The organism is Dyella sp. OK004 (assembly GCF_900114495.1).
Lineage (GTDB): Bacteria > Pseudomonadota > Gammaproteobacteria > Xanthomonadales > Rhodanobacteraceae > Dyella_D.
This window is the reverse complement of sequence record NZ_FOZI01000004.1, coordinates 17504-36286: the sequence shown is the minus strand read 5'-3', so window position 1 is coordinate 36286 and position 18783 is coordinate 17504. Positions and strand designations below refer to the sequence as shown.

15 protein-coding genes are annotated in these 18783 nt (G+C 64.4%); 8 read left to right on the top strand and 7 right to left on the bottom strand.

What is annotated here, in order from left to right:
- Nucleotides 1-50 precede the first annotated feature (50 nt).
- Complete coding sequence (locus BM338_RS16355) at nucleotides 51-752, top strand: DUF899 family protein (RefSeq protein ID WP_090452674.1); 702 nt, start codon at nucleotides 51-53, stop codon at nucleotides 750-752.
- A 10-nt stretch (nucleotides 753-762) separates the two neighbouring features.
- On the opposite strand, the gene BM338_RS16350 is transcribed toward BM338_RS16355, so the two are convergent.
- From BM338_RS16350 to BM338_RS16335, 4 genes are all read right to left on the bottom strand, one after another.
- On the bottom strand, nucleotides 763-1638 hold the full coding sequence (locus tag BM338_RS16350) for an MBL fold metallo-hydrolase (RefSeq protein ID WP_090452672.1): 876 nt from the start codon (nucleotides 1636-1638) through the stop codon (nucleotides 763-765).
- A 119-nt stretch (nucleotides 1639-1757) separates the two neighbouring features.
- A complete protein-coding gene (locus BM338_RS16345) occupies nucleotides 1758-2333 on the bottom strand; it encodes a DNA-3-methyladenine glycosylase I (RefSeq protein ID WP_090452670.1) in 576 nt (191 codons plus the stop codon).
- A 124-nt stretch (nucleotides 2334-2457) separates the two neighbouring features.
- A complete protein-coding gene (locus BM338_RS16340) occupies nucleotides 2458-3201 on the bottom strand; it encodes an MHYT domain-containing protein (protein WP_090452668.1) in 744 nt (247 codons plus the stop codon).
- A gap of 156 nt (nucleotides 3202-3357) precedes the next feature.
- The gene (locus tag BM338_RS16335; RefSeq protein ID WP_255367339.1) at nucleotides 3358-4113 is read right to left on the bottom strand and encodes an ACT domain-containing protein; all 756 of its coding nucleotides are present in this window, start codon (nucleotides 4111-4113) and stop codon (nucleotides 3358-3360) included.
- Between the two features lie 290 nt (nucleotides 4114-4403).
- On the opposite strand from BM338_RS16335, the gene BM338_RS16330 reads away from it, so the two are divergent.
- Nucleotides 4404-5291, top strand: a complete 888-nt coding sequence (locus tag BM338_RS16330) for a DMT family transporter (protein WP_090452664.1) — start codon at nucleotides 4404-4406, stop codon at nucleotides 5289-5291.
- A gap of 9 nt (nucleotides 5292-5300) precedes the next feature.
- Here the strand turns inward: BM338_RS16330 and BM338_RS16325 are convergent, their stop codons facing one another.
- Both BM338_RS16325 and BM338_RS16320 read right to left on the bottom strand, forming a co-directional pair.
- Nucleotides 5301-6251, bottom strand: coding sequence for a pyridoxal-phosphate dependent enzyme (locus tag BM338_RS16325; RefSeq protein ID WP_090452662.1), 951 nt, complete (start codon nucleotides 6249-6251; stop codon nucleotides 5301-5303).
- A complete protein-coding gene (locus BM338_RS16320) occupies nucleotides 6248-7252 on the bottom strand; it encodes an aldose 1-epimerase (protein ID WP_090452660.1) in 1005 nt (334 codons plus the stop codon). The genes BM338_RS16325 and BM338_RS16320 overlap by 4 nt, the downstream gene beginning before the upstream one ends.
- 67 nt (nucleotides 7253-7319) lie before the next feature.
- Here BM338_RS16320 and pepN point away from each other — a divergent pair, with 67 nt between their 5' ends.
- From pepN to BM338_RS16300, 4 genes are all read left to right on the top strand, one after another.
- The gene (gene pepN / locus BM338_RS16315) at nucleotides 7320-9971 is read left to right on the top strand and encodes an aminopeptidase N (protein ID WP_090452658.1); all 2652 of its coding nucleotides are present in this window, start codon (nucleotides 7320-7322) and stop codon (nucleotides 9969-9971) included.
- A 117-nt stretch (nucleotides 9972-10088) separates the two neighbouring features.
- The gene (locus BM338_RS21705) at nucleotides 10089-10682 is read left to right on the top strand and encodes a hypothetical protein (RefSeq protein WP_218156372.1); all 594 of its coding nucleotides are present in this window, start codon (nucleotides 10089-10091) and stop codon (nucleotides 10680-10682) included.
- Between the two features lie 119 nt (nucleotides 10683-10801).
- Nucleotides 10802-12679: a tRNA uridine-5-carboxymethylaminomethyl(34) synthesis enzyme MnmG gene (mnmG, locus tag BM338_RS16305; RefSeq protein WP_090452654.1), complete on the top strand. Its 1878-nt coding sequence runs from the start codon at nucleotides 10802-10804 to the stop codon at nucleotides 12677-12679.
- 94 nt (nucleotides 12680-12773) lie between these two features.
- On the top strand, nucleotides 12774-13532 hold the full coding sequence (locus BM338_RS16300; RefSeq protein ID WP_090452652.1) for an RDD family protein: 759 nt from the start codon (nucleotides 12774-12776) through the stop codon (nucleotides 13530-13532).
- 52 nt (nucleotides 13533-13584) lie between these two features.
- Here BM338_RS16300 and BM338_RS16295 read toward each other — a convergent pair whose 3' ends face one another.
- Nucleotides 13585-14190, bottom strand: a complete 606-nt coding sequence (locus BM338_RS16295) for a hypothetical protein (RefSeq protein ID WP_090452650.1) — start codon at nucleotides 14188-14190, stop codon at nucleotides 13585-13587.
- Between the two features lie 260 nt (nucleotides 14191-14450).
- On the opposite strand from BM338_RS16295, the gene BM338_RS16290 reads away from it, so the two are divergent.
- Together BM338_RS16290 and BM338_RS16285 are read left to right on the top strand one after the other, a co-directional pair.
- Nucleotides 14451-16781: a Tex family protein gene (locus tag BM338_RS16290; RefSeq protein WP_090452648.1), complete on the top strand. Its 2331-nt coding sequence runs from the start codon at nucleotides 14451-14453 to the stop codon at nucleotides 16779-16781.
- 119 nt (nucleotides 16782-16900) lie between these two features.
- Entirely contained in the window at nucleotides 16901-18745 is a 1845-nt protein-coding gene (locus BM338_RS16285) for an autotransporter outer membrane beta-barrel domain-containing protein (RefSeq protein ID WP_090452646.1), read from the top strand.
- Nucleotides 18746-18783 lie beyond the last annotated feature (38 nt).

Sequence of the window (18783 nt, the reverse complement as noted above, 5' to 3'; positions counted from 1 at the left end):
CCTACAGGTGGCCGCGCTTCCGGTTTTTTTGCCTAGCTGCAGGAGAGGCCATGAACCAGTCATTGCACGCCACCCGCTTCCCACAAGAGAGCGCCGCTTACCGCATGGCCCGCGACCAGCTGCTGCGGGCCGAGATCGACCTGCGCCACCAGATCGAAGCCGTCGCCGCGATGAGGCGCACCCTGCCCTTGGGCGGCGAGGTGAAAGAAGATTATGTGTTCGAGCGGGCCGGCATCGCTGCGCAGGATCAGGGAGCCTCGCCCACCGTGCGTTTGTCCGAGCTGTTCCGTGATGGCAAAGACAGCCTGGTGGTTTACAGCTTTATGTACGGCCCGGCGATGCAGAACGCCTGCCCGTCCTGCACCTCAATCCTCGAAGGCTGGAACGGCGCAGCGCATCATGCGCTTCAGCGCGTCAATCTCGTGGTGGTCGCCAAGTCGCCTGTCGCGCGCATCCAGGAATTCGCACACGAGCACGGCTGGGTGAACCTGCCGCTGCTCTCCTCCGCCAACAACAGCTATAACACCGACTATCACGGCGAGCGTCCGGACGGCGGCCAGATGCCGATACTCAATGTGTTTACGCGCCGCGACGGCCGCGTCTATCACACGTACGCCACCGAGCTGATGTTTGTGCCGGCGGAGCCGGGGCAGGATCCCCGGCATGTCGATATGGCCTGGCCGCTATGGAACTTGCTCGACTACACGCCGGAAGGGCGTGGGGCGGATTGGCGGCCGAAGCTGGCCTACTGAAGCACTGCCATCACGACTTGCCGAAACGGTTGAGCGGCAGACGCAGATAGCGCACCCCGTCCTCCTCCGGCGGCAGGCGGCCAGCACGGATATTCACCTGCAACGCCGGCAGCGCCAGCCTCGGCGGTGCCAGGGTAGCGTCGCGTGCAGTACGCATCGCGACAAAGTCGACTTCTTCAATGCCGCGCTTTACGTGCACATTGTTCTGCTGCTGCGCCGCGATGCTGCATTCGGCGACGGCCTCGCGCGTAACAGGTGGGTAGTCGTGGCAGAGGAACAGGCGCGTGCCGGCCGGCAGTGCCAGGATCTTCTGGATGGAAGCGTACAGCCGGGCGGCGTCCCCGCCGGGGAAATCGCAACGCGCCGTGCCTGTCTCGGGGGCGAACACGGTGTCGCCCACGAAGGCGGCATCACCGATCAGATAGGTCAGGCCATCATCGGTATGACCTGGCGTGGCCATCACGCGGATGTCCAGTACACCGGCATGCAGCACATCGCCATCCTCCAGCAGGCGGTCGAACTGGCGCCCGTCTGGCACGAAGTCCTCGCCGAAACCGAACAACGTCTTGAAGCGGGCCTGCACCTGGGTGATGCCGCGACCGATGGCCAGATGCGCGCCAAAGACGTCGCGCAGGTGGTCGCCGGCACTGAGATGGTCCGCGTGCGCGTGGGTTTCCAGAATCCATTCCACCGTCAGGCGATGTTCGTGCACATAGGCGATAACGGCATCCGCCGACGCCGTCGACGTGCGCGCGGTAACGGCGTTGTAGTCCAGCACCGGATCGATGACCACAGCAGCCCGGCCTTCGTGCACGACATAAGTGAACGTGCAGGTGTCGGCGTGGAAGAAGGCTTTGACCTCGGGTCGGTGGGGTGCCTGTTGCATCGTGGATCGGCCCTCGCGCCGTGGGTGGCGCCGGCACAACTTGTGCCGGCTGATACCGAGAATGATGCAGTGCGGCTTAAGCCCCTGTCACGGCCGAAAGCATAGAAGAGCTGCGGCCCTTACTTTCCGCCACCGGCGTGGTGTCGGAAGCAGGTGATGATGTGGTCATTGACCATGCCGGTGGCCTGCATGAAGGCGTAGCAGATGGTGCTGCCGACGAAACGGAAGCCGCGCTTGCGCAGGTCCTTGCTCAGGCGATCGGACAGCGGTGTACTGGCTGGCACCCTGCCGCGGTCGCGCCAGTGGTTGAGCACAGGCTTGCCGTCGACAAAGGACCACAGGTAGGCGTCGAGACTGCCGAATTCGTCGATCACCTTGAGCGAGGCGAGCGCGTTGTCTCGTGCTGAGCTGATCTTGAGGCGATTGCGGATGATGCCGGGGTCCAGCAGCAGCTTTTCCAGCTCTCGATCCTTCATCGCGGCGACGCGGGCGATGTCGAACTGATGGAACACGTCGCGATAGCGCTCGCGCTTGGCCAGCACGGTGCGCCAGGACAACCCGGCCTGCGCGCCTTCCAGCACCAGAAATTCGAACAGGCCGCGGTCGTCGTGCAGCGGTACGCCCCACTCGGTGTCGTGATAGTCGCGCTCGATGTCGCTGCTATTGGCCCAACTGCATCGGGTGACTGGCTTCATCGGACCTGGTTCCGGGTGAGAGAGCCGCAGCATAACGCCCTTGCCGCTCCCCCTGCTTTGTCCCGAAAAGGGGATTCCCTTCGGGCGCAGGGGGAGGTTGGGAGGCGATGCTCCTGCTCCGGACTCAGATGCTGATCATCGCGCGCCGGCGCTGGCGCAGATGGTTGAGCACCAGCACCACCACCAGCAGTAGCAGGGCCACGACGAAAATGCTCAGACCCAGGTTGTCGCCGCGCATGCCGTTGGCATAGTTCGCCGGCAGCTGACCGCCGTTGTCGTCGATGCTCACCGCGGCCATGCCGGTGTAGTGCATGCCGCAGACGGCCACGCCCATTACCAGCGCGCTGCCGATCATCTGCAGCGGACCGCGCAGGTTGAACGCCAGCCACAGCGCGACGATGGATGCCACGACGGCGATCGCCAACGAGGCAACGACCAGGTTCATGTTGTAGCTGATGAACGCACCCATCATCACCGCGGCCATGCCGAGGTAATGCATGCCAGTCACACCCAGGCCCATGCAGATGCCGGCCAGTACCAGCTTGGACCAGGCGAAAGTGCCGCTGCTGGCAATGGCCAGACCGAGCGAACAGGCACCGAAGGCAAGTACCGCCGACAGCGCGGTAAGTGTCACGTCGTAGGTCACCGGCATACCCATGTCGCAGGCCAGCATGGCGATGAAATGCATGGCCCAGATCGCGCCCACGCCCATCGCCGCGCCAGCGGCCAGCACGGCAGCGGTGCGCTGACGGCCGTTTTGCGCGAGCGGAATGACCACGGCCAGCTGCAGTGCGGTAAACGAACCGAGCACGGAAATGACGTACGAAAGGACGACCAGCAACAGGTTGTAGCTCTGATGCTCAGGCATGACACTCCTCCTCAATGGATCGGCTAGTGAGTAAGTCGGACAGACGTCTTGTTGCCGGCGGCGAGCGCCGGTCGTGCTCTCGTGCAAGCCTGGCCGGGTACAGGCTCTCTAGTTCGATCTGTGCAGCGGGTGTGAGCCGGCTGCACAGATCGACGCTTAGTGCGAGATTTCCAGAATGCAGCTCCCCGCTCCGGTGCTGCGGCAGTAGAGGCTGCGCACGAACACCGTCTGCGGCGCCACCGAGCCGCCGAGCACGCCTTCGAGATAGCCGCTGAAAAACCGGCAACCAGAGTGACTGCCGGGCGAGCAGATTGGGCTGTTCTGGATATGCAACTGTCCGTCGCGCCAGTCGACGGTTGTCAGTTCGCGCATGGCAGGCACGGCGATACGCTTGATCGCATCGGGCAAACCAAGCTTGGCGCCCATCGCATAGTCGCGCTTGTACACCCACGCGCCGGTACGACGCCCCGCCAGCTGCAGCGAAGCTTCGCGAGCGTCCGCCGCCACTGCGCGTTCGAGCGTGAGCAGCCACGGGAAAATCTTGGGATAGTCACGCGCCAGTTGCGGCAAGGTGCTCTCTACCTGGCGTACATCCGGGCCGGCCTCGGGTGCTGCGGCGGATGGCGCAGAGGGCGCAGCGGCCATCGAAGGCCGCGTGGCGACGGGCGCGGGTTGCGCAGGCAGCGTGCCGCCTTCGGCAAGCGCCACTTCGAAGCTGAGCACCCGACTATGCGTGGCGAGCTCTTCTTCGAGCGCCAGCTGACGTTCGGCAGCGCCACGCACGATCATCACCAGCCACGTGCCTCTGCTGTCCTGGGACAGACGCTGCCGCAACAGCGTAAAGCCGTTGGCGACAACCACGCGACCGAGTTCGACGAGCAATCCCTCGCGACGATCCGAAAGGATCTGCATCTCCAGCTCGATCATTAGCCCCCCTGTGGTCGATGCTGGTACATAAATTGTGTCGGCGACGATGAAACAACCGGCGTGCTTAAAGTGTGATGGCCCTCAAGAAACACGAATGACCCGCCGACTTTCAATGTCGGGCTCGGCGCGAAGCTTGCACATCTCTTTCACATAAGCCGCTTGCTCTCATCGAGTGACGCGTGTGCGACGCCTAGTAAGCTTGGCGATCTTCTTGCCATCGCAACCTGTCTCGCGTGCGATGCGCAAGTTTTCGCTCCTCTCTCGCTTGCGACGTCATGCCTTCTCAGCTATCTCAACGCGGCGCCGTAGCGGCCCTGCTCGTCACCATCCTGATCTGGGCTTACAGCTGGATCGTGATGAAGCAGGTGCTGCAGCACGCCGGCCCGTTTCAGTTCGCCGCTCTGCGTTATGTCTTGGGTGCGCTGGTGTTGTTTGCCGTCCTTCTGGCCACACGGCAATCGTTGCGGCCGCCGCCGCTGCAGCTCACGGTGTTGATCGGCCTGTGCCAGACCGCCGCGTTTCAGGGACTGGGGCAATGGGCGCTGGTCGAGGGCGGTGCCGGACGCATCGCGTTGCTCGCTTACACCATGCCGTTCTGGGCCGTGTTGCTGGCCTGGGTGGTGCTACGCGAAAAGCCGACCTCGCGCCATTGGATCGGCATCGGGCTGGCCGGCGTCGGGCTCATCTGCATCATCGAACCCTGGCGCAGCATGGGCAGTGCCGGCAGCACGCTGCTGGCGATCGCGGCGGGTGCCGCGTGGGCGATGGGCACGGTGCTGAGCAAGCGCATGTTCCAACGCCATGCGCCGTCGCCGTTGAACCTGACGGCCTGGCAGATGTTGTTCGGCGCGCTGGCGTTGTGTGTGCTCGCCATGCTGACGCCGCAGCGGCCGATCAACTGGAGCTGGGGTTTTGTCGGCGGTCTGGCTTACAGCGTGGTGCTGGCGTCCAGTGTGGCCTGGGGGTTGTGGCTGATCGTGCTGCAGCGCCTGCCGACGGCGGTGGCGAGCTTGTCGAGTCTTGGCGTGCCGATCGTCAGCGTGCTGCTGGCCTGGGCGATCCTGCACGAGCAGCCCTCGGCGATGGAGGCCGTGGGCATCGCGTTCGTGCTGCTTGGGTTGATGGCCGTCAGCGGCTTGCGGTTTCGGCGCAGCCCCGGATAGACAGATACATCACCACGGCAAGGCGTCCAGATCGACATTGCCGCCGGTGAGCACCAGGCCCACGCGACGGCCGGTGAAGTGCTCGCGTTGTTTCAGTGCGGCGGCGAGCACAGTGGCGCTGGATACCTCCACCACCAGTTTCAGCTCGCGCCACAGCAGCTTCATCGCAGCGATGGTTTCCTCATCGGTCACGGTGATCACCTGGGTGCGATGACTGAGCAAGGCGGCGAAATTCGGCTCACCGATCAGCGTGCGCAAACCGTCGCAGATGGTGTCGGCCTGCAGCGAATCGATTCGCGCGCCACGCGCCAGCGATTGCGCGGCATCGTCGGCACCCGCCGGCTCTGCGCCGTACATGGTGAGTGCGGGATCGATGCCATGCGCCGCGATGGCGCAACCAGCAGCGAGACCGCCGCCGCCGACGGGCGTGATCAAGGCGTCCAGCGCCTCGACCTGACGCATCAACTCCAGCACCAAGGTGCCCTGCCCGGCCATTACGCGCGCGTCGGCATAGGGATGCACCAGCTCCGCGCCGGTCTGTCGTTGCACTTCTGCCGCCGCCGCTTCACGCGCTGCTTGTGTGGGCGCACAGCGGTGCAACACAGCGCCGGCCTGTTGGATCGCTTCGAGCTTGGCACGCACGGCGCCTTCAGGCACCACGACATGCGCGGGAATGCCTCGCGTCGCTGCCGCCAACGCCAGCGCGTTGCCGTGGTTGCCGGACGAATGCGTGACAACGCCGCGTGCGGCCTGCTCGTCGTCCAGCGACCACACGGCATTGCAGGCACCGCGAAATTTGAAGGCGCCGCCGCGCTGCAGGTTCTCGCATTTGAAATGCAGCTCTGCGCCAACCAGCGCATCGAGTCGTGCGCTGCGCAGCACCGGCGTGACGACCGCATACGGCGCGATGCGTGCGGCGGCATCGTGGATCTGTTCGATATCCGGCAGGACCACACTCATGGCAATTCGATCTCCACACCACAACGAAAGACGCGCTCGGTGCCCGGCTCAAGGCGGATTGCCGCCGCACAATCGGGGCGATTGAACGCGTCGGACCAGCTTTCCATCGGCTCCAGTGCGATCGAGCCGCGTACATTGCGCGTCACGGTGTCGGCGGTGAAGGCCAGCATCACTCCGGACTCCTGCCACACGGCGATGCCGAGTCCGCTGGACGGATCGCGCAGGCGAGTACGCGCACGCCCATCGGCGTCGCGTTGCAAGTCGGTATAGGCATGGTTGATCTCGCGCCCGTCGATGCGCTTTCGGTGGCGGAAATCCAGCGCGGGTGCGTCATCCATCCTCACCTGCGCCGCGATGCCCGGCAAAGGAATGTAATCGGCGTCGGTGCGCACCAGGGTCGCGGCGGGGATCTGCAGCTCCCACGTATCTATGGACGTGCCGTCAAAGCGGAAGTACGGATGCCAGCCGAAGAAGCACGGCGCGGCCTGTTCGCCGGCATTGCGCATGCGTACCTCCAGAGTCAGGCCGCCGTTATCCAGGATGTACGTGACCGTCAGGTCGATCGCAAACGGATAACCCGGATGCACGCCCGGGCGGATCGCCGAGGTGAAGAAGCTGACGCGGGCGCTTTGCTCATCCGCCTTCAGCTCGGCGATCTCGAAATCCACGCCACGCACAAAGCCATGACGAGCCGCGCGCTGTGCGCCTTCCACACCGGGCTGCAGATCGTGCGCCTGGCCGTCGAACACATAGCGCGCATCGGCGATGCGGTTGGCGAACGGCGCCATGATGGCGAAGCGGGAGCTGGGGCGACTGTCCAGTTCCGCCGCGTCACGATAGCCGTCAGCGAGGTCGCACGTTGCGCCGCGCAGCGTCTGCTCCAGCGCGATCACGGTGGCGCCGCGCCGCGCGATGCGCACGCACCGCCCATGCGCAGGATCGCGCAGTACGACGATGTCATGCGGCCCCAGACTGGCCCGCTCCGCGTGGTATGCCGCCATTGGCTTGTCCCGGCCCCAAAACGCCGCATGTTAGCCTGATCCGTCCCATCTCGGCCCTGCAGTCCCCATGAACGCACGCAACGACCAGTCTCCCTCCCCGATCCGCCTCAGCGAGTACCGTGCGCCGGCCTGGCGCGTGGAGCGCGTGGAGCTGGATTTCGATCTGGGCATCGACGCCAGCGAAGTCAACGCACGCCTGCACCTGCGCCACGATCCTGCGCAACAGGTGCCGTTGCGGCTGGATGGCGAAGCTCTGGAGCTGTTGGCTATCGCGCTTGATGGCAAACCCCTCGAATCGGGCAGCTATCGCCACGACGACAGCCACTTGGAGATCGACGGCGCACAGGACGGCAGCGTGCTCGAAACCCGCGTGCGGCTACACCCGGCGGCGAATACCGCGCTGGAAGGCCTGTACCTTTCTGGCTCGCGCGAGACGGGCTTCCTGCTCACCCAATGCGAGGCTGAAGGTTTCCGGCATATCACATTCTTTCCCGATCGCCCGGATGTGCTGGCCAGCTACACGGTGACCTTGCGCGCCGACCGCGAGCGCTTTCCGGTGCTGCTGGCCGGAGGCAATCCGGACGGTGCGGGCCTACTGGAAGGTGGCCGCCATTGGGCGCGCTTTGTCGACCCGCACCCCAAGCCCAGTTATCTGTTCGCCTTGGTCGCCGGGCGACTCGAGAAGATCGAGCGCGATTACGCCACGGCCGATGGTCGCGCGGTGAAGCTGGTGATGTGGTCGGAAGCGAACGTGATTGACCGCTGCCACTACGCCATGGACGCGCTAGAGCGCTCCATGCGCTGGGACGAGCAGGCCTACGGGCGCAATTACGATCTCGACGTGTTTCATGTTGTCGCCACGCACGATTTCAACATGGGTGCGATGGAGAACAAGGGCCTCAACATCTTCAACGCCAAGTACCTGCTGGCCGATCCGGATTCCACCACCGACGACGAATATCGCGCGGTGGAGGCGGTGGTGGCGCACGAGTATTTCCATAACTGGAGCGGCAACCGCGTCACCTGCCGTGACTGGTTTCAGCTGTCGCTTAAAGAAGGCCTCACCGTGTTCCGCGAGCAGCAGTTCTCGGCGGACATGAACTCGCTGCCGCTGAAGCGCATCGAGGATGTGGCCCTGCTGCGCCGCGCGCAGTTCCCGGAAGATGCCGGCCCGCTGGCGCATCCGGTACGCCCTGCGCAGTACAGCGAGATCAACAATTTCTACACCGCCACGGTGTACGAGAAAGGTTCAGAGCTGGTACGCATGTTGGCGGGGCGCCTGGGCAAGGATGGTTTCCGGCGCGGCATGGATCGCTATTTCGAGATCAACGATGGCCGCGCCGCGACGCTGGAGGATTTTCTCGGCGCGCTCGGCGAAGCGAACCAAGTCGACCTCACGCCTTACCTCGCCTGGTATGCCCAGGCCGGCACGCCGCGACTGAGGGCGCGGCGCGACTACGATGCGGCACGGCGGGAGTTCACGTTAACCTTGTCGCAGCACACGCCGGCCGCGCCCAATCAACCTGAGAAACAGACGCTGCCGATTCCGGTGAAGCTGGCCTTGTTTACCCGCGACGGTCATATGTTGCCGCTGCATCTGGACGGCCACCCGTCCAGCGGTGACACCGAGCTCGTTGTCGTACTCGACAAGGCCGAGCAGCGCTTCGTGTTCCGCGAGGTCGGTGCTGAGCCGGTGCCTTCGCTACTGCGTGGCTTCTCCGCGCCGGTGGTCCTTGAGAGCCATGACTCCCCGGCGGAGCTCGCCTTGCTGCTGCGTCACGACATCGATGGCTTCAATCGCTGGGAGGCTGGCCAGCAATTGGCGATGCGCGCTTACGAGGCACTGCGCGAAGGCGGCAACGACGCGGCAATCGTCGCCTGGTGCGATGCACTGGCCGGTCTGTTTGCCGATGGCAACGTGGACGACGCCTTGCTGGCTGAAGTAATGACGCCACCAGGCGAAGTGGAGTTGGCCGAGCGTGAGCGCGAAGCCGATCCCGATCGCATTCATGCCTTGCGCCAGGAGCTGCAGCGCCGGCTCGCTACCCGCATCGGCGCGGCGACGCTGCTGCAGCGCTATCGCACGCTGGCGCAGGCCACCAACGGACAGCTCGACGCTGCCAGCCAGGCGCAGCGCCGGCTGAAACGGCGCGTGCTGGAACTGATTTCTCTGCTCGATACGGAGCAGGGGCAAACACTTGCCGCCCTGCAATACGAACAGGCGCCGAGCATGACCGACCGCCTCGCCGCGCTGTCGGTGCTGGTGCGTACGGATGTACCGCAGGCAGCGGCCGCGCTGGCGCATTTCCGCGAACGCTATGCCGACAACCCGCTCGCGCTGGACAAGTGGTTCAACGTGCAAACGCAGCGGCGCGGGGCCGCCTCGCTGGCAAGCGTGCGTGAACTGGAGCGTGACCCGACGTTCACGCTGAAAAACCCCAATCGCGTCAATGCGCTGTTCGGCGCGTGGGCACGCAGCAATCCCGCGGGCTTCCATCAAGCCGACGGCGCCGGCTATCGCCTGCTGGCGGAACGGCTGGCGCAGCTCGACGCGCTCAACCCGCAGGTTGCGGCGCGACTCGCTACCGCCTTCAACGGCTGGCGCCGGCTGGAGCCGGTGCGGCGTGCGCAAGCACGGGCCGCCATCGCTGAATTGGCGGAGCGGACCGCGTTGTCGCGCAACCTCACGGAAATCGTGCAGAGCATGCTGCACGATTGATCGATCCCGGTTGGCTGGATCCGCCCCGGGTGTTGCCCGTCATCGACGGGTCACCCGGGCGGCTTCATGCGGTGAGCGGCCGGCGCGGATGCCGGGCGCGGTGATTCAGGCGGCCAGATGATCCAGCGCATCGCGCAAGCGATGCATGCGCGACTCAAGGCGTGGACGCAGCGTGCGCTGCTCTTCTTCGGCGCGCAGATCCAGATGCTCGATGGCCATTTCGACGCGGCCGATCTCGATCAGCAGATCGTGGTGCGGGTACAGCCGTTCAAAATCGAAGTTCGTGTCCATTGCTCCATCCCCTTGCGAGTCCTGCAGGGGAGAGGAAGCAACAGGCATGCCACAAATGTGATGGAAATCACGCTCTACCCGGCCCTTCATCACGGAATGACGCACAGCGTCATCAGCTGCCCTGATCCGGCACAAATCTCCGTTTTAGTCACCCAATATTCACGCTCCGCGGGCGACTATCAGCCCTACGACGAGGCAGCGCTCGCTGCCTGCGCCACCGTTCATTACGGTTTCTGGCGCCCGGCAACACGGTCATCCTGGATTCCCCCTGTTCCTGAGACCGCCGGGCGCCAGATCTCATTCCAAGGCACAAAAAACGACGGCGCCCATTGGGCGCCGTCTCGCTTCCTCTCTCGGCACGCAATCGAACCCCTGTCCGTTCGATCTCAGCGCGCGTCTCCGCGCAGCGTCTGCCCGTGAAAGTGCGAAGAGGTAAAAGCAGTATTCGTGCCAGACTTATCCTATCCGCCCGTAAACTATTGACCGCGCTACCATAGCGTCCTGTTTGGTCACTTTTTGCGCCAGTTAGGCAGTTTCCTATGCTCCACCCCACTCACTACGACGTCATCGTGATCGGCGGCGGCCACGCCGGCACCGAAGCCGCACTGGCTGCGGCGCGCACCGGCGCGCGCACTCTGCTGCTCAGCCACAACATCGAGACGATCGGGCAGATGAGCTGCAACCCGGCCATCGGCGGTATCGGCAAGGGGCATCTGGTCAAGGAAATCGACGCCCTGGGCGGTGCCATGGCACAGGCGGCCGATCGCGCCGGCATCCAGTGGCGCACCTTGAATGCCTCCAAGGGACCGGCCGTGCGCGCGACCCGCTGCCAGGCCGATCGCGCGCTATACAAGGCCGCGATCCGCCGCCTGGTGGAAACCCAGCCGAATCTTGAGTTATTCCAGCAGGCGGTAGATGACCTGGTGCTTGAAGGTGGCCGTGTCACCGGTGTGGTGACGCAGATGGGCCTGACCTTCCGCGCCCGTTCGGTCGTGCTCACCGCCGGTACCTTCCTGGCCGGCAAGATTCACATCGGTCAGGCCCAGTACGCTGGTGGCCGCGCCGGCGACCCACCGGCCAGCACGCTGGCGCAGAAGCTACGCGAACTGCCGGTGGCTGCTGACCGCCTAAAGACCGGCACACCACCGCGCATCGACCTGCGCAGCATTGATTTCACCGGCCTGGACGAACAACCCGGCGACGATCCTGCACCCGTGTTCTCCTATCTCGGCTCGCGCGCGGATCACCCGCGCCAGGTCAGCTGCTGGATTACCCACACCACCGAGCACACCCACGAAGTGATCCGCGGCGCGCTGGATCGCTCGCCGCTGTATACCGGCCAGATCGAAGGCATCGGCCCACGCTACTGTCCCTCAATCGAGGACAAGGTGGTGCGCTTCGCTGAGAAGTCGTCGCACCAGATTTTTATCGAGCCGGAAGGATTGGACACCTTCGAGGTGTATCCCAACGGCATCTCCACCTCACTGCCCTACGACGTGCAGTTGGCGCTGGTGCATTCGATCAAGGGTTTCGAAAACGCGCACATCACGCGACCGGGCTATGCGATCGAGTACGACTATTTCGATCCGCGTGGGCTGCACCCCTGGCTGGAAACCAAGGCCATCCCCGGTCTGTATTTCGCCGGCCAGATCAACGGCACTACGGGCTACGAGGAGGCGGGCGCGCAGGGCCTGATCGCCGGACTCAACGCCGCGCTGGCCGTGCAAGGCAAGGCGCCGTGGTATCCGCGCCGCGATGAAGCCTATATCGGCGTGCTGATCGACGACTTGACCAGCAATGGCACCATCGAGCCCTATCGCATGTTCACCTCACGCGCCGAGTATCGGCTGCATCTGCGCGAAGACAACGCCGACCTGCGCCTTACCGAAACCGGCCATGCGCTTGGTGTGGTGCCGCAGGCGCGTTTCGACGCCTTGCGCGCCAAACGCGACGCGGTAGAACGAGAGACGCAACGCCTGGGCGCGCTATGGGCAGCGCCGAACAATGCATTAGGCGCAGCCATCGAGCGCCAGCTCGGTATCGCCGTGAGTCGAGAAACCAATGCCCTGGACCTGTTGCGCCGTCCGGAGCTGGACTACGCCAAGATCACCTCAGTCACCGAACTCGGTCCCGCCGTTGAGAACGACGACGTCGCCGCTCAGGTGGAGGTGCAGACCAAATATGCCGGTTATCTGGAGCGCCAGCGCGAAGAGATCGAGCGCCAGCGCCGCCATGAACAAACCGTCATCCCCGGCAGCTTCGATTACGACAAGGTGCGCGGCCTCTCCGCCGAGGTCTTGCTGAAGCTCAAGCGCGCACAGCCGGAAACCATTGGCCAGGCCGCGCGCATCAGCGGCGTGACACCGGCGGCAATCTCCCTGCTGCTGGTGCACCTGAAACGCCGCGCCGCGGCGTAAGCGACCACACGCGATATACCCTCAAGGTTTGCAGCCATTTACACCATCGGCGCATGGCATCATGCGTCCCTTGGTGACCCGCGGAGCGCACACGATGGAAGTCTGGATCGGAAGGGACGGCGAACGGCACGGCCCGTACAAGGAGGCGGATATCCGCCAATGGCTGCGCAGTGGTCAAATCAGCGCCAACGATCTCGGCTGGTACGAAGGCCTGGCCGACTGGCAGCCACTGTCGGTGCTTTTCCCGGATGAAAAGCCCGCAGCCACTCCCGTCGCCCCACCTCTCCCACAGCACGCTGCTATCACGGCGCCAGAAGCCGCCGCTGATTACGCCGGTTTCTGGCAGCGCTTCGGTGCGTGGGTGATCGACCTGATCGTGCTGATCGTGCCTTCGGCCATTGCCTTCTACGCCTTCGGTGGTCTGGATGCCTACAAGCACTTTCTCGAGCAGGTACAAGGCGGCGCGGACATGGCGACGGCCATGCGCGAGTACGCTCTGGGCGCACAGAGTTCGTCCATCGCCACGGTTGTTATCGGCTTCGTCTATTACGCGCTATTTGAAGGCTCGAAATGGCAGGCCACTCCGGGCAAGCTGGCCCTGCGCCTGCGCGTCACCGACATCAACGGCCAGCGCCTGTCACTGGGCCGCGCCGCCGCGCGCAACGCCGTGCGCCTGACCAATATGATCATCTGGTTGATTCCGATGGTGTGTTACCTCGCGGTCGCATGGACCCAGCGCAAGCAGGGACTGCATGACTTGGTCGCCAGTACGCTGGTCCTTAATGGCCGTGCAGGTGAGCAAGCCGTCACACAACCACCGCGCGGCCGGGACGACGGCGCGTTCAACGCCTAAAGAAAAAGCGCCGGTTTACCGGCGCTTTTTTTAAAGCTCGAGCATGAGACGGTCAGACGCCGTCTTGCGCATGCAAGGTCAACTCGGCCTTGTGCTCCGGGTCCATGCGATCCCACTTCTTCATATAGTCGAGGCGCTTGGCTTCGATATCCGCTTTATTCTGCTGGTACCAAGCGTCAGCACCCGGGGTCTTTACCACGGGCTCGCTGCTTTGCTTCCAGTCGGCGAAATCCTTCGACTGCAGGTTGTATTTGGCGGAAGCGTCGCTGTGGATCGGGATCAGCGAAAAGCGCGCCTTCCACACACCGATGCGCGGCATGACCAGCACGTAATAGGTCTTGCCCGCGTCGAGATTGGCATTCACGAAATCCGCGTTCTCCGCGATCACCATGAACAGATGCTCGCCCGCAGGCACCTGCATCTGCACGCTGGTCTTGGTCGAAACGATGCCGCCAAACGTTGTCTGCCCGCCGGTCACGTCATACACCGACGATTGAATGGCTCCGCCGAATGAGGAGGGTCGCAGGAAAACCACCGTGGCCCCGCCGGGCGCCACCGTAGTTGCTTCCTTGCTGGACTTGGTCATCAGACTCGACTGGCAGCCGGTCAAAAGCAGCACGAGCGTCACCGCCGCCCATATGCGGATCATCTTGATCATGTTGTCCCCTGTAGACCATGTCGTGACATAGGCCGTGCGGACATGGCACCGCGCGGCCACCCAAGCATCCTGATTTGGCGAAACCGTCGCAAGAAGGGACCCGGTAGCCACATAGGCGCGGGAGCAGAGATCCTCTCGCCCTGAACCCTGCCCGCTCATCCGCCCCTGATGGAGTGGGCCAGAGGAAACAGCTTGCTATTATCGGTGATCCGGCCCATGGGGCCGGCATACGCAGACATCCAAGGAATTCGTACAGCCTCATGCTCAGCATCGAACAACGCATTGCCCAGGACATCGCCGCCAAGCCGGAACAGGTTCACGCCGCGGTGGATTTGCTCGATGGCGGCGCCACCGTGCCGTTCATCGCGCGCTACCGCAAGGAAGCGACCGGCGGCCTCGACGACACGCAGTTGCGCCTACTGGAAGAGCGCCTGCGCTATCTGCGCGAGCTGGAGGAGCGCCGTGAGGCGATCCTGGCCAGCATCGAAGAACAGGGCAAGCTCAGCGATGCGCTGAAGGGCGACATCCTGGCCGCCGACACCAAGGCGCGGTTGGAAGATCTTTATCTGCCCTACAAGCCCAAGCGCCGCACCAAGGCGCAGATTGCGCGCGAAGCAGGGCTGGAGCCGCTGGCCACGAGCCTGCGCGAAGACCCGACGCAGTCGCCGGAAGCCTTCGCCGAATCGTTTGTAGATGCCGAGAAAGGCGTGCCGGACGTGCGCGCCGCGCTGGACGGCGCCCGCGCGATCCTGATGGAAAGCATTGCCGAAGATGCCCATCTGGTCGGCGAGCTGCGTGACTGGCTGTGGGACAAGGGGCAGATCCGCGCCAAGGTGGTCGAGGGCAAGGAGAACGAAGGCGCGAAGTTCCGCGACTACTTCGACCACATGGAAGCGATCGGCAAGATTCCCTCGCATCGCTTGCTAGCACTGATGCGTGCGCGCAACGAAGGCGTGATCGAGCTGGAGCTCGCACCCAGTGCCGAGGCGGAACAGGGCCATCTGGAAGGCGAAGGCCGTGTCGCATCGCACGCCGGCATTCTCAATCGCGGCCGTGCCGCCGATGCATGGCTGCGCGAGACCGTGCGTCTAACCTGGCGCGTGAAGCTGCATCTTCACCTCACCCTGGATCTGTTCGGTCGCGTGCGCGAAGGCGCCGAGGACGAAGCCATCCGCGTGTTCGGCGACAATCTCAAGGACCTGATGCTGGCCGCGCCGGCCGGCGCCAAGACGGTGATGGGTCTGGATCCTGGTATCCGCACGGGCGTGAAGGTGGCGGTGGTCGATGCCACCGGCAAGGTGCTCGCCACCGATACTGTGTATCCGCACGAGCCGCGTAAGCAGTGGGATCAGTCCATCGCGCGCCTGGCGGTGCTGAGCAAGCAGCATGGCGTGAACCTGATTGCCATCGGTAATGGCACCGCGTCGCGCGAAACCGACAAGCTGGCCGGCGAGCTGATGAAGAAGCACGCCGACCTCATGCTGTCCAAAATTGTGGTGAGCGAAGCCGGCGCATCGGTGTATTCGGCGTCGGAAGTGGCGGCCAAGGAATTCCCGGATCTCGACGTGAGTCTGCGCGGCGCTGTGTCCATCGCGCGCCGCCTGCAGGATCCGCTGGCCGAGCTGGTGAAGATCGAACCCAAGGCCATCGGCGTGGGCCAGTACCAGCACGACGTGAACCAGGTGAAGCTGGCGCGCGCGCTGGATGCCAAGGTCGAAGACTGCGTGAATGCCGTCGGCGTTGACGTGAATACCGCCTCGGCCGCCCTGCTTTCGCGCGTGGCCGGCCTCTCCACCAGCGTCGCCGAGAACGTGGTGAAGCACCGCGATGCCAATGGCCCGTTCGCCAACCGCAAAGCCCTGCTCAAGGTGCCGCGCCTGGGCGACAAGGCGTTCGAGCAGTGCGCGGGCTTCCTGCGCGTATCTAACGGCGACAATCCGCTCGATGTCAGCGCGGTGCATCCGGAAGCCTATCCGGTGGTGGAGCGCATCATTGCCCAGTGCGGTCGCGAGGTGAAGAGCATCATCGGCGACACCGGCTTCCTGCGCGGACTCAAGCCAGAGCAGTTCACCGACGAGCGTTTCGGCGTGCCTACCGTGCGCGACATCCTGAAAGAGCTGGAGAAGCCCGGCCGCGACCCACGTCCCGAGTTCGTCGCGCCCAGCTTTGCCGAGGGCGTGGAGGATGTGAAGGACCTGCGCCCCGGCATGATCCTGGAAGGCCGCGTGACCAATGTGGCGGCGTTCGGCGCCTTCGTGGACATCGGTGTGCATCAGGACGGCTTGGTGCACGTCTCGGCGCTGTCGCACACCTTCGTCAAGGATCCACGCGATGCGGTAAAGGCCGGCGACATCGTCAAGGTGAAGGTGATGGAGGTGGACATCCCGCGCCAGCGCATCGGCCTGTCCATGCGCCTGGACGATGAACCAGGCCAAGCCCGTGGTGGCCGCCCTGCCGGCGGCGGCGACAGCCGTGGCGGGCCGCGCGACAACAACCGTGGACCGCGCCCAGGTGGCAGTGCGCCCAAGCCTGCACTGGCTCCGGGCAACAGCGCATTTGCTGATGCATTGACGCGCGCCATGAAGCGCTAAAACCCTCCGCCCGACGCATGCTGCGCCGCGATGCAGCGCAGCATGCGCTTACGTATGGGCATGCATTACCGTAACGCGGGAATAACAAAGGCCATCCCGGCCCCAGGAGCGTTATCGTCATGCCCCGCACTCGCCATATTGCCGGCGCCATCGCCGCCGCCCTGCTGTTCAGCACTGCCGCTTCCGCCACTGATTTCAGCAAAGTCGTCGTGATCGGCGACAGCCTCAGCGACGCTGGCAATATCGCCAAGCTGTCGGGCTCGCCGGTGCCGCTGCGCTTCACCACCAATCCGGGCACCACCACGGCCGAGAACGTGGCGGCCGCACTGAATCTGCCGGTGACCAATTCGCTGTCGGGCGGTACGGATTTCGCCTTCGGCGGCGCTGGTATCCAGCACAACTCACCAGGCACACCGGCCGGCGTGCCGCTGCTGCCGCAGCAGATGCAGATGTATCTGGCCGCCAACGGCGGCGCAGCCGATTCCAAGGCGCTCTACCAGGTATGGGGCGGCGCCAACGACATCTTCTATCTGACCGCCACCTCCACCAATCCGAACGTGCTCGCTGCCGGCGCCATCTCCGCCGCGCAGACTGAGCTGGGCATGATTGGTCAGCTGCAGGCCGCTGGCGCCAAGTACGTGGTGGTCTACAACCTGCCGGATATCGGCAAGACCCCGTCCGCCATGGCCGGTGGCCCGGCCGCCGCCGCAGGTGCCACGCAGCTTTCGCTTGCCTTCAACGGCACGCTCGGCGCGGGCATCACCCAGCTCAGCAACAACGGCCTCAACGTGATTCCGGTGAATACCTTCGCACTGCTCAACGAAGTGATCGCCAATCCGTCTGCCTACGGTTTCACTAACGTCACCACGCCGGCCTGTAACGGCACCTCGGTGCAGTGCGGCCCGGCCGGCTCCGGCCTGCCCTACAGCTATGCAGCCGGTACCAACAATACCTACCTGTTTGCCGACGGCGTGCATCCAACCACCGCGGCTCACGCCATGCTGGGCCAGTACGTGGTGTCGCTGATCCGTGCCCCGGGCCAGATCTCCCTGCTGGGCGAAGCCCCGCTCGCGGCCAGCGCCGCGCAGACTCGCGCCATTCGTAACGAAATGCTGGCCGACAGCATCGGTAGCGATACGCGCTTCTTCGCCAATGTCGATTACGCACGTCAGGACTTCAAGCAGCAGAGCAGCTCGCCGAAGACCACCAGCGACAACGTCAACCTGACCTTGGGTGCCGACGTGCGCATCAACGATCACTTCTCCGCAGGCGTGGCGCTGGGCATTGGTCAGCACAATGCTGACTTCGCTGGCGGTGGCGGTTACAAGCTGCAGGACATCAGCGGCCTGGGTTATCTGACCTATCACAACGGCGGCGGCTATGTCGGCGGCTACGCCGATTTCGGCCAGTCCAACTTCTCCGATATCGAACGCCGCATCACGCTTGGTGCTGCTCAGCGCAGCGAGAGCGGTAAAGCGGATGGCAGCCGCCTCGGCGGCGGCTTGACCGGCGGCTGGTGGTTCGACTTCTCCGGCCTGCGCACTGGCCCCTTCGCCAACGTCGAATGGCAGAGCGTGAAGGTCAACGGCTACAGCGAGGATGGCAGCGACAGCACCGCCATGTGGTTCGGCCGCCAGCAGCGTGACGCGCTGATCTCCACCTTGGGCTGGCGCCTGCAGGGTCATTGGCAGGCTGGCGGCATGATGCTGTCGCCGTACGCCGAACTCGCCTGGAACCACGACAGCAAGGCTGATCCGCGCGCGATCACTGCAGGCGTGAACAGCATGCCGGGCACGTTCTCCCTGACCGGCTTCAGCCCGGACAAGACCTGGGGCAGCGCCGACATCGGTCTGCAAGCTCAGTTCAGCCCGAACGTCACGGGCTGGGTGGGCTACAGCGGCCGCTTCAGCGACAACAGCCAGAAGTACAACAGCGTCAACCTGGGTGTGAAGGTCGGCTTCTAAGGCCGGTCTTCATCCAAACAAAAAGCCGTCCGCTTACG

Coding starts and splice junctions, on each gene's coding strand:
- pepN (WP_090452658.1), top strand. CDS start 7,320: ATGAACGCACGCAACGACCAGTCTCCCTCCCCGATCCGCCTCAGCGAG.
- BM338_RS16320 (WP_090452660.1), bottom strand. CDS start 7,252: ATGGCGGCATACCACGCGGAGCGGGCCAGTCTGGGGCCGCATGACATC.
- BM338_RS16330 (WP_090452664.1), top strand. CDS start 4,404: ATGCCTTCTCAGCTATCTCAACGCGGCGCCGTAGCGGCCCTGCTCGTC.
- BM338_RS16355 (WP_090452674.1), top strand. CDS start 51: ATGAACCAGTCATTGCACGCCACCCGCTTCCCACAAGAGAGCGCCGCT.
- BM338_RS16350 (WP_090452672.1), bottom strand. CDS start 1,638: ATGCAACAGGCACCCCACCGACCCGAGGTCAAAGCCTTCTTCCACGCC.
- BM338_RS16335 (WP_255367339.1), bottom strand. CDS start 4,113: ATGCAGATCCTTTCGGATCGTCGCGAGGGATTGCTCGTCGAACTCGGT.
- mnmG (WP_090452654.1), top strand. CDS start 10,802: ATGCTCCACCCCACTCACTACGACGTCATCGTGATCGGCGGCGGCCAC.
- BM338_RS16290 (WP_090452648.1), top strand. CDS start 14,451: ATGCTCAGCATCGAACAACGCATTGCCCAGGACATCGCCGCCAAGCCG.
- BM338_RS16285 (WP_090452646.1), top strand. CDS start 16,901: ATGCCCCGCACTCGCCATATTGCCGGCGCCATCGCCGCCGCCCTGCTG.
- BM338_RS16345 (WP_090452670.1), bottom strand. CDS start 2,333: ATGAAGCCAGTCACCCGATGCAGTTGGGCCAATAGCAGCGACATCGAG.
- BM338_RS16325 (WP_090452662.1), bottom strand. CDS start 6,251: ATGAGTGTGGTCCTGCCGGATATCGAACAGATCCACGATGCCGCCGCA.
- BM338_RS21705 (WP_218156372.1), top strand. CDS start 10,089: ATGATCCAGCGCATCGCGCAAGCGATGCATGCGCGACTCAAGGCGTGG.
- BM338_RS16340 (WP_090452668.1), bottom strand. CDS start 3,201: ATGCCTGAGCATCAGAGCTACAACCTGTTGCTGGTCGTCCTTTCGTAC.
- BM338_RS16300 (WP_090452652.1), top strand. CDS start 12,774: ATGGAAGTCTGGATCGGAAGGGACGGCGAACGGCACGGCCCGTACAAG.
- BM338_RS16295 (WP_090452650.1), bottom strand. CDS start 14,190: ATGATCAAGATGATCCGCATATGGGCGGCGGTGACGCTCGTGCTGCTT.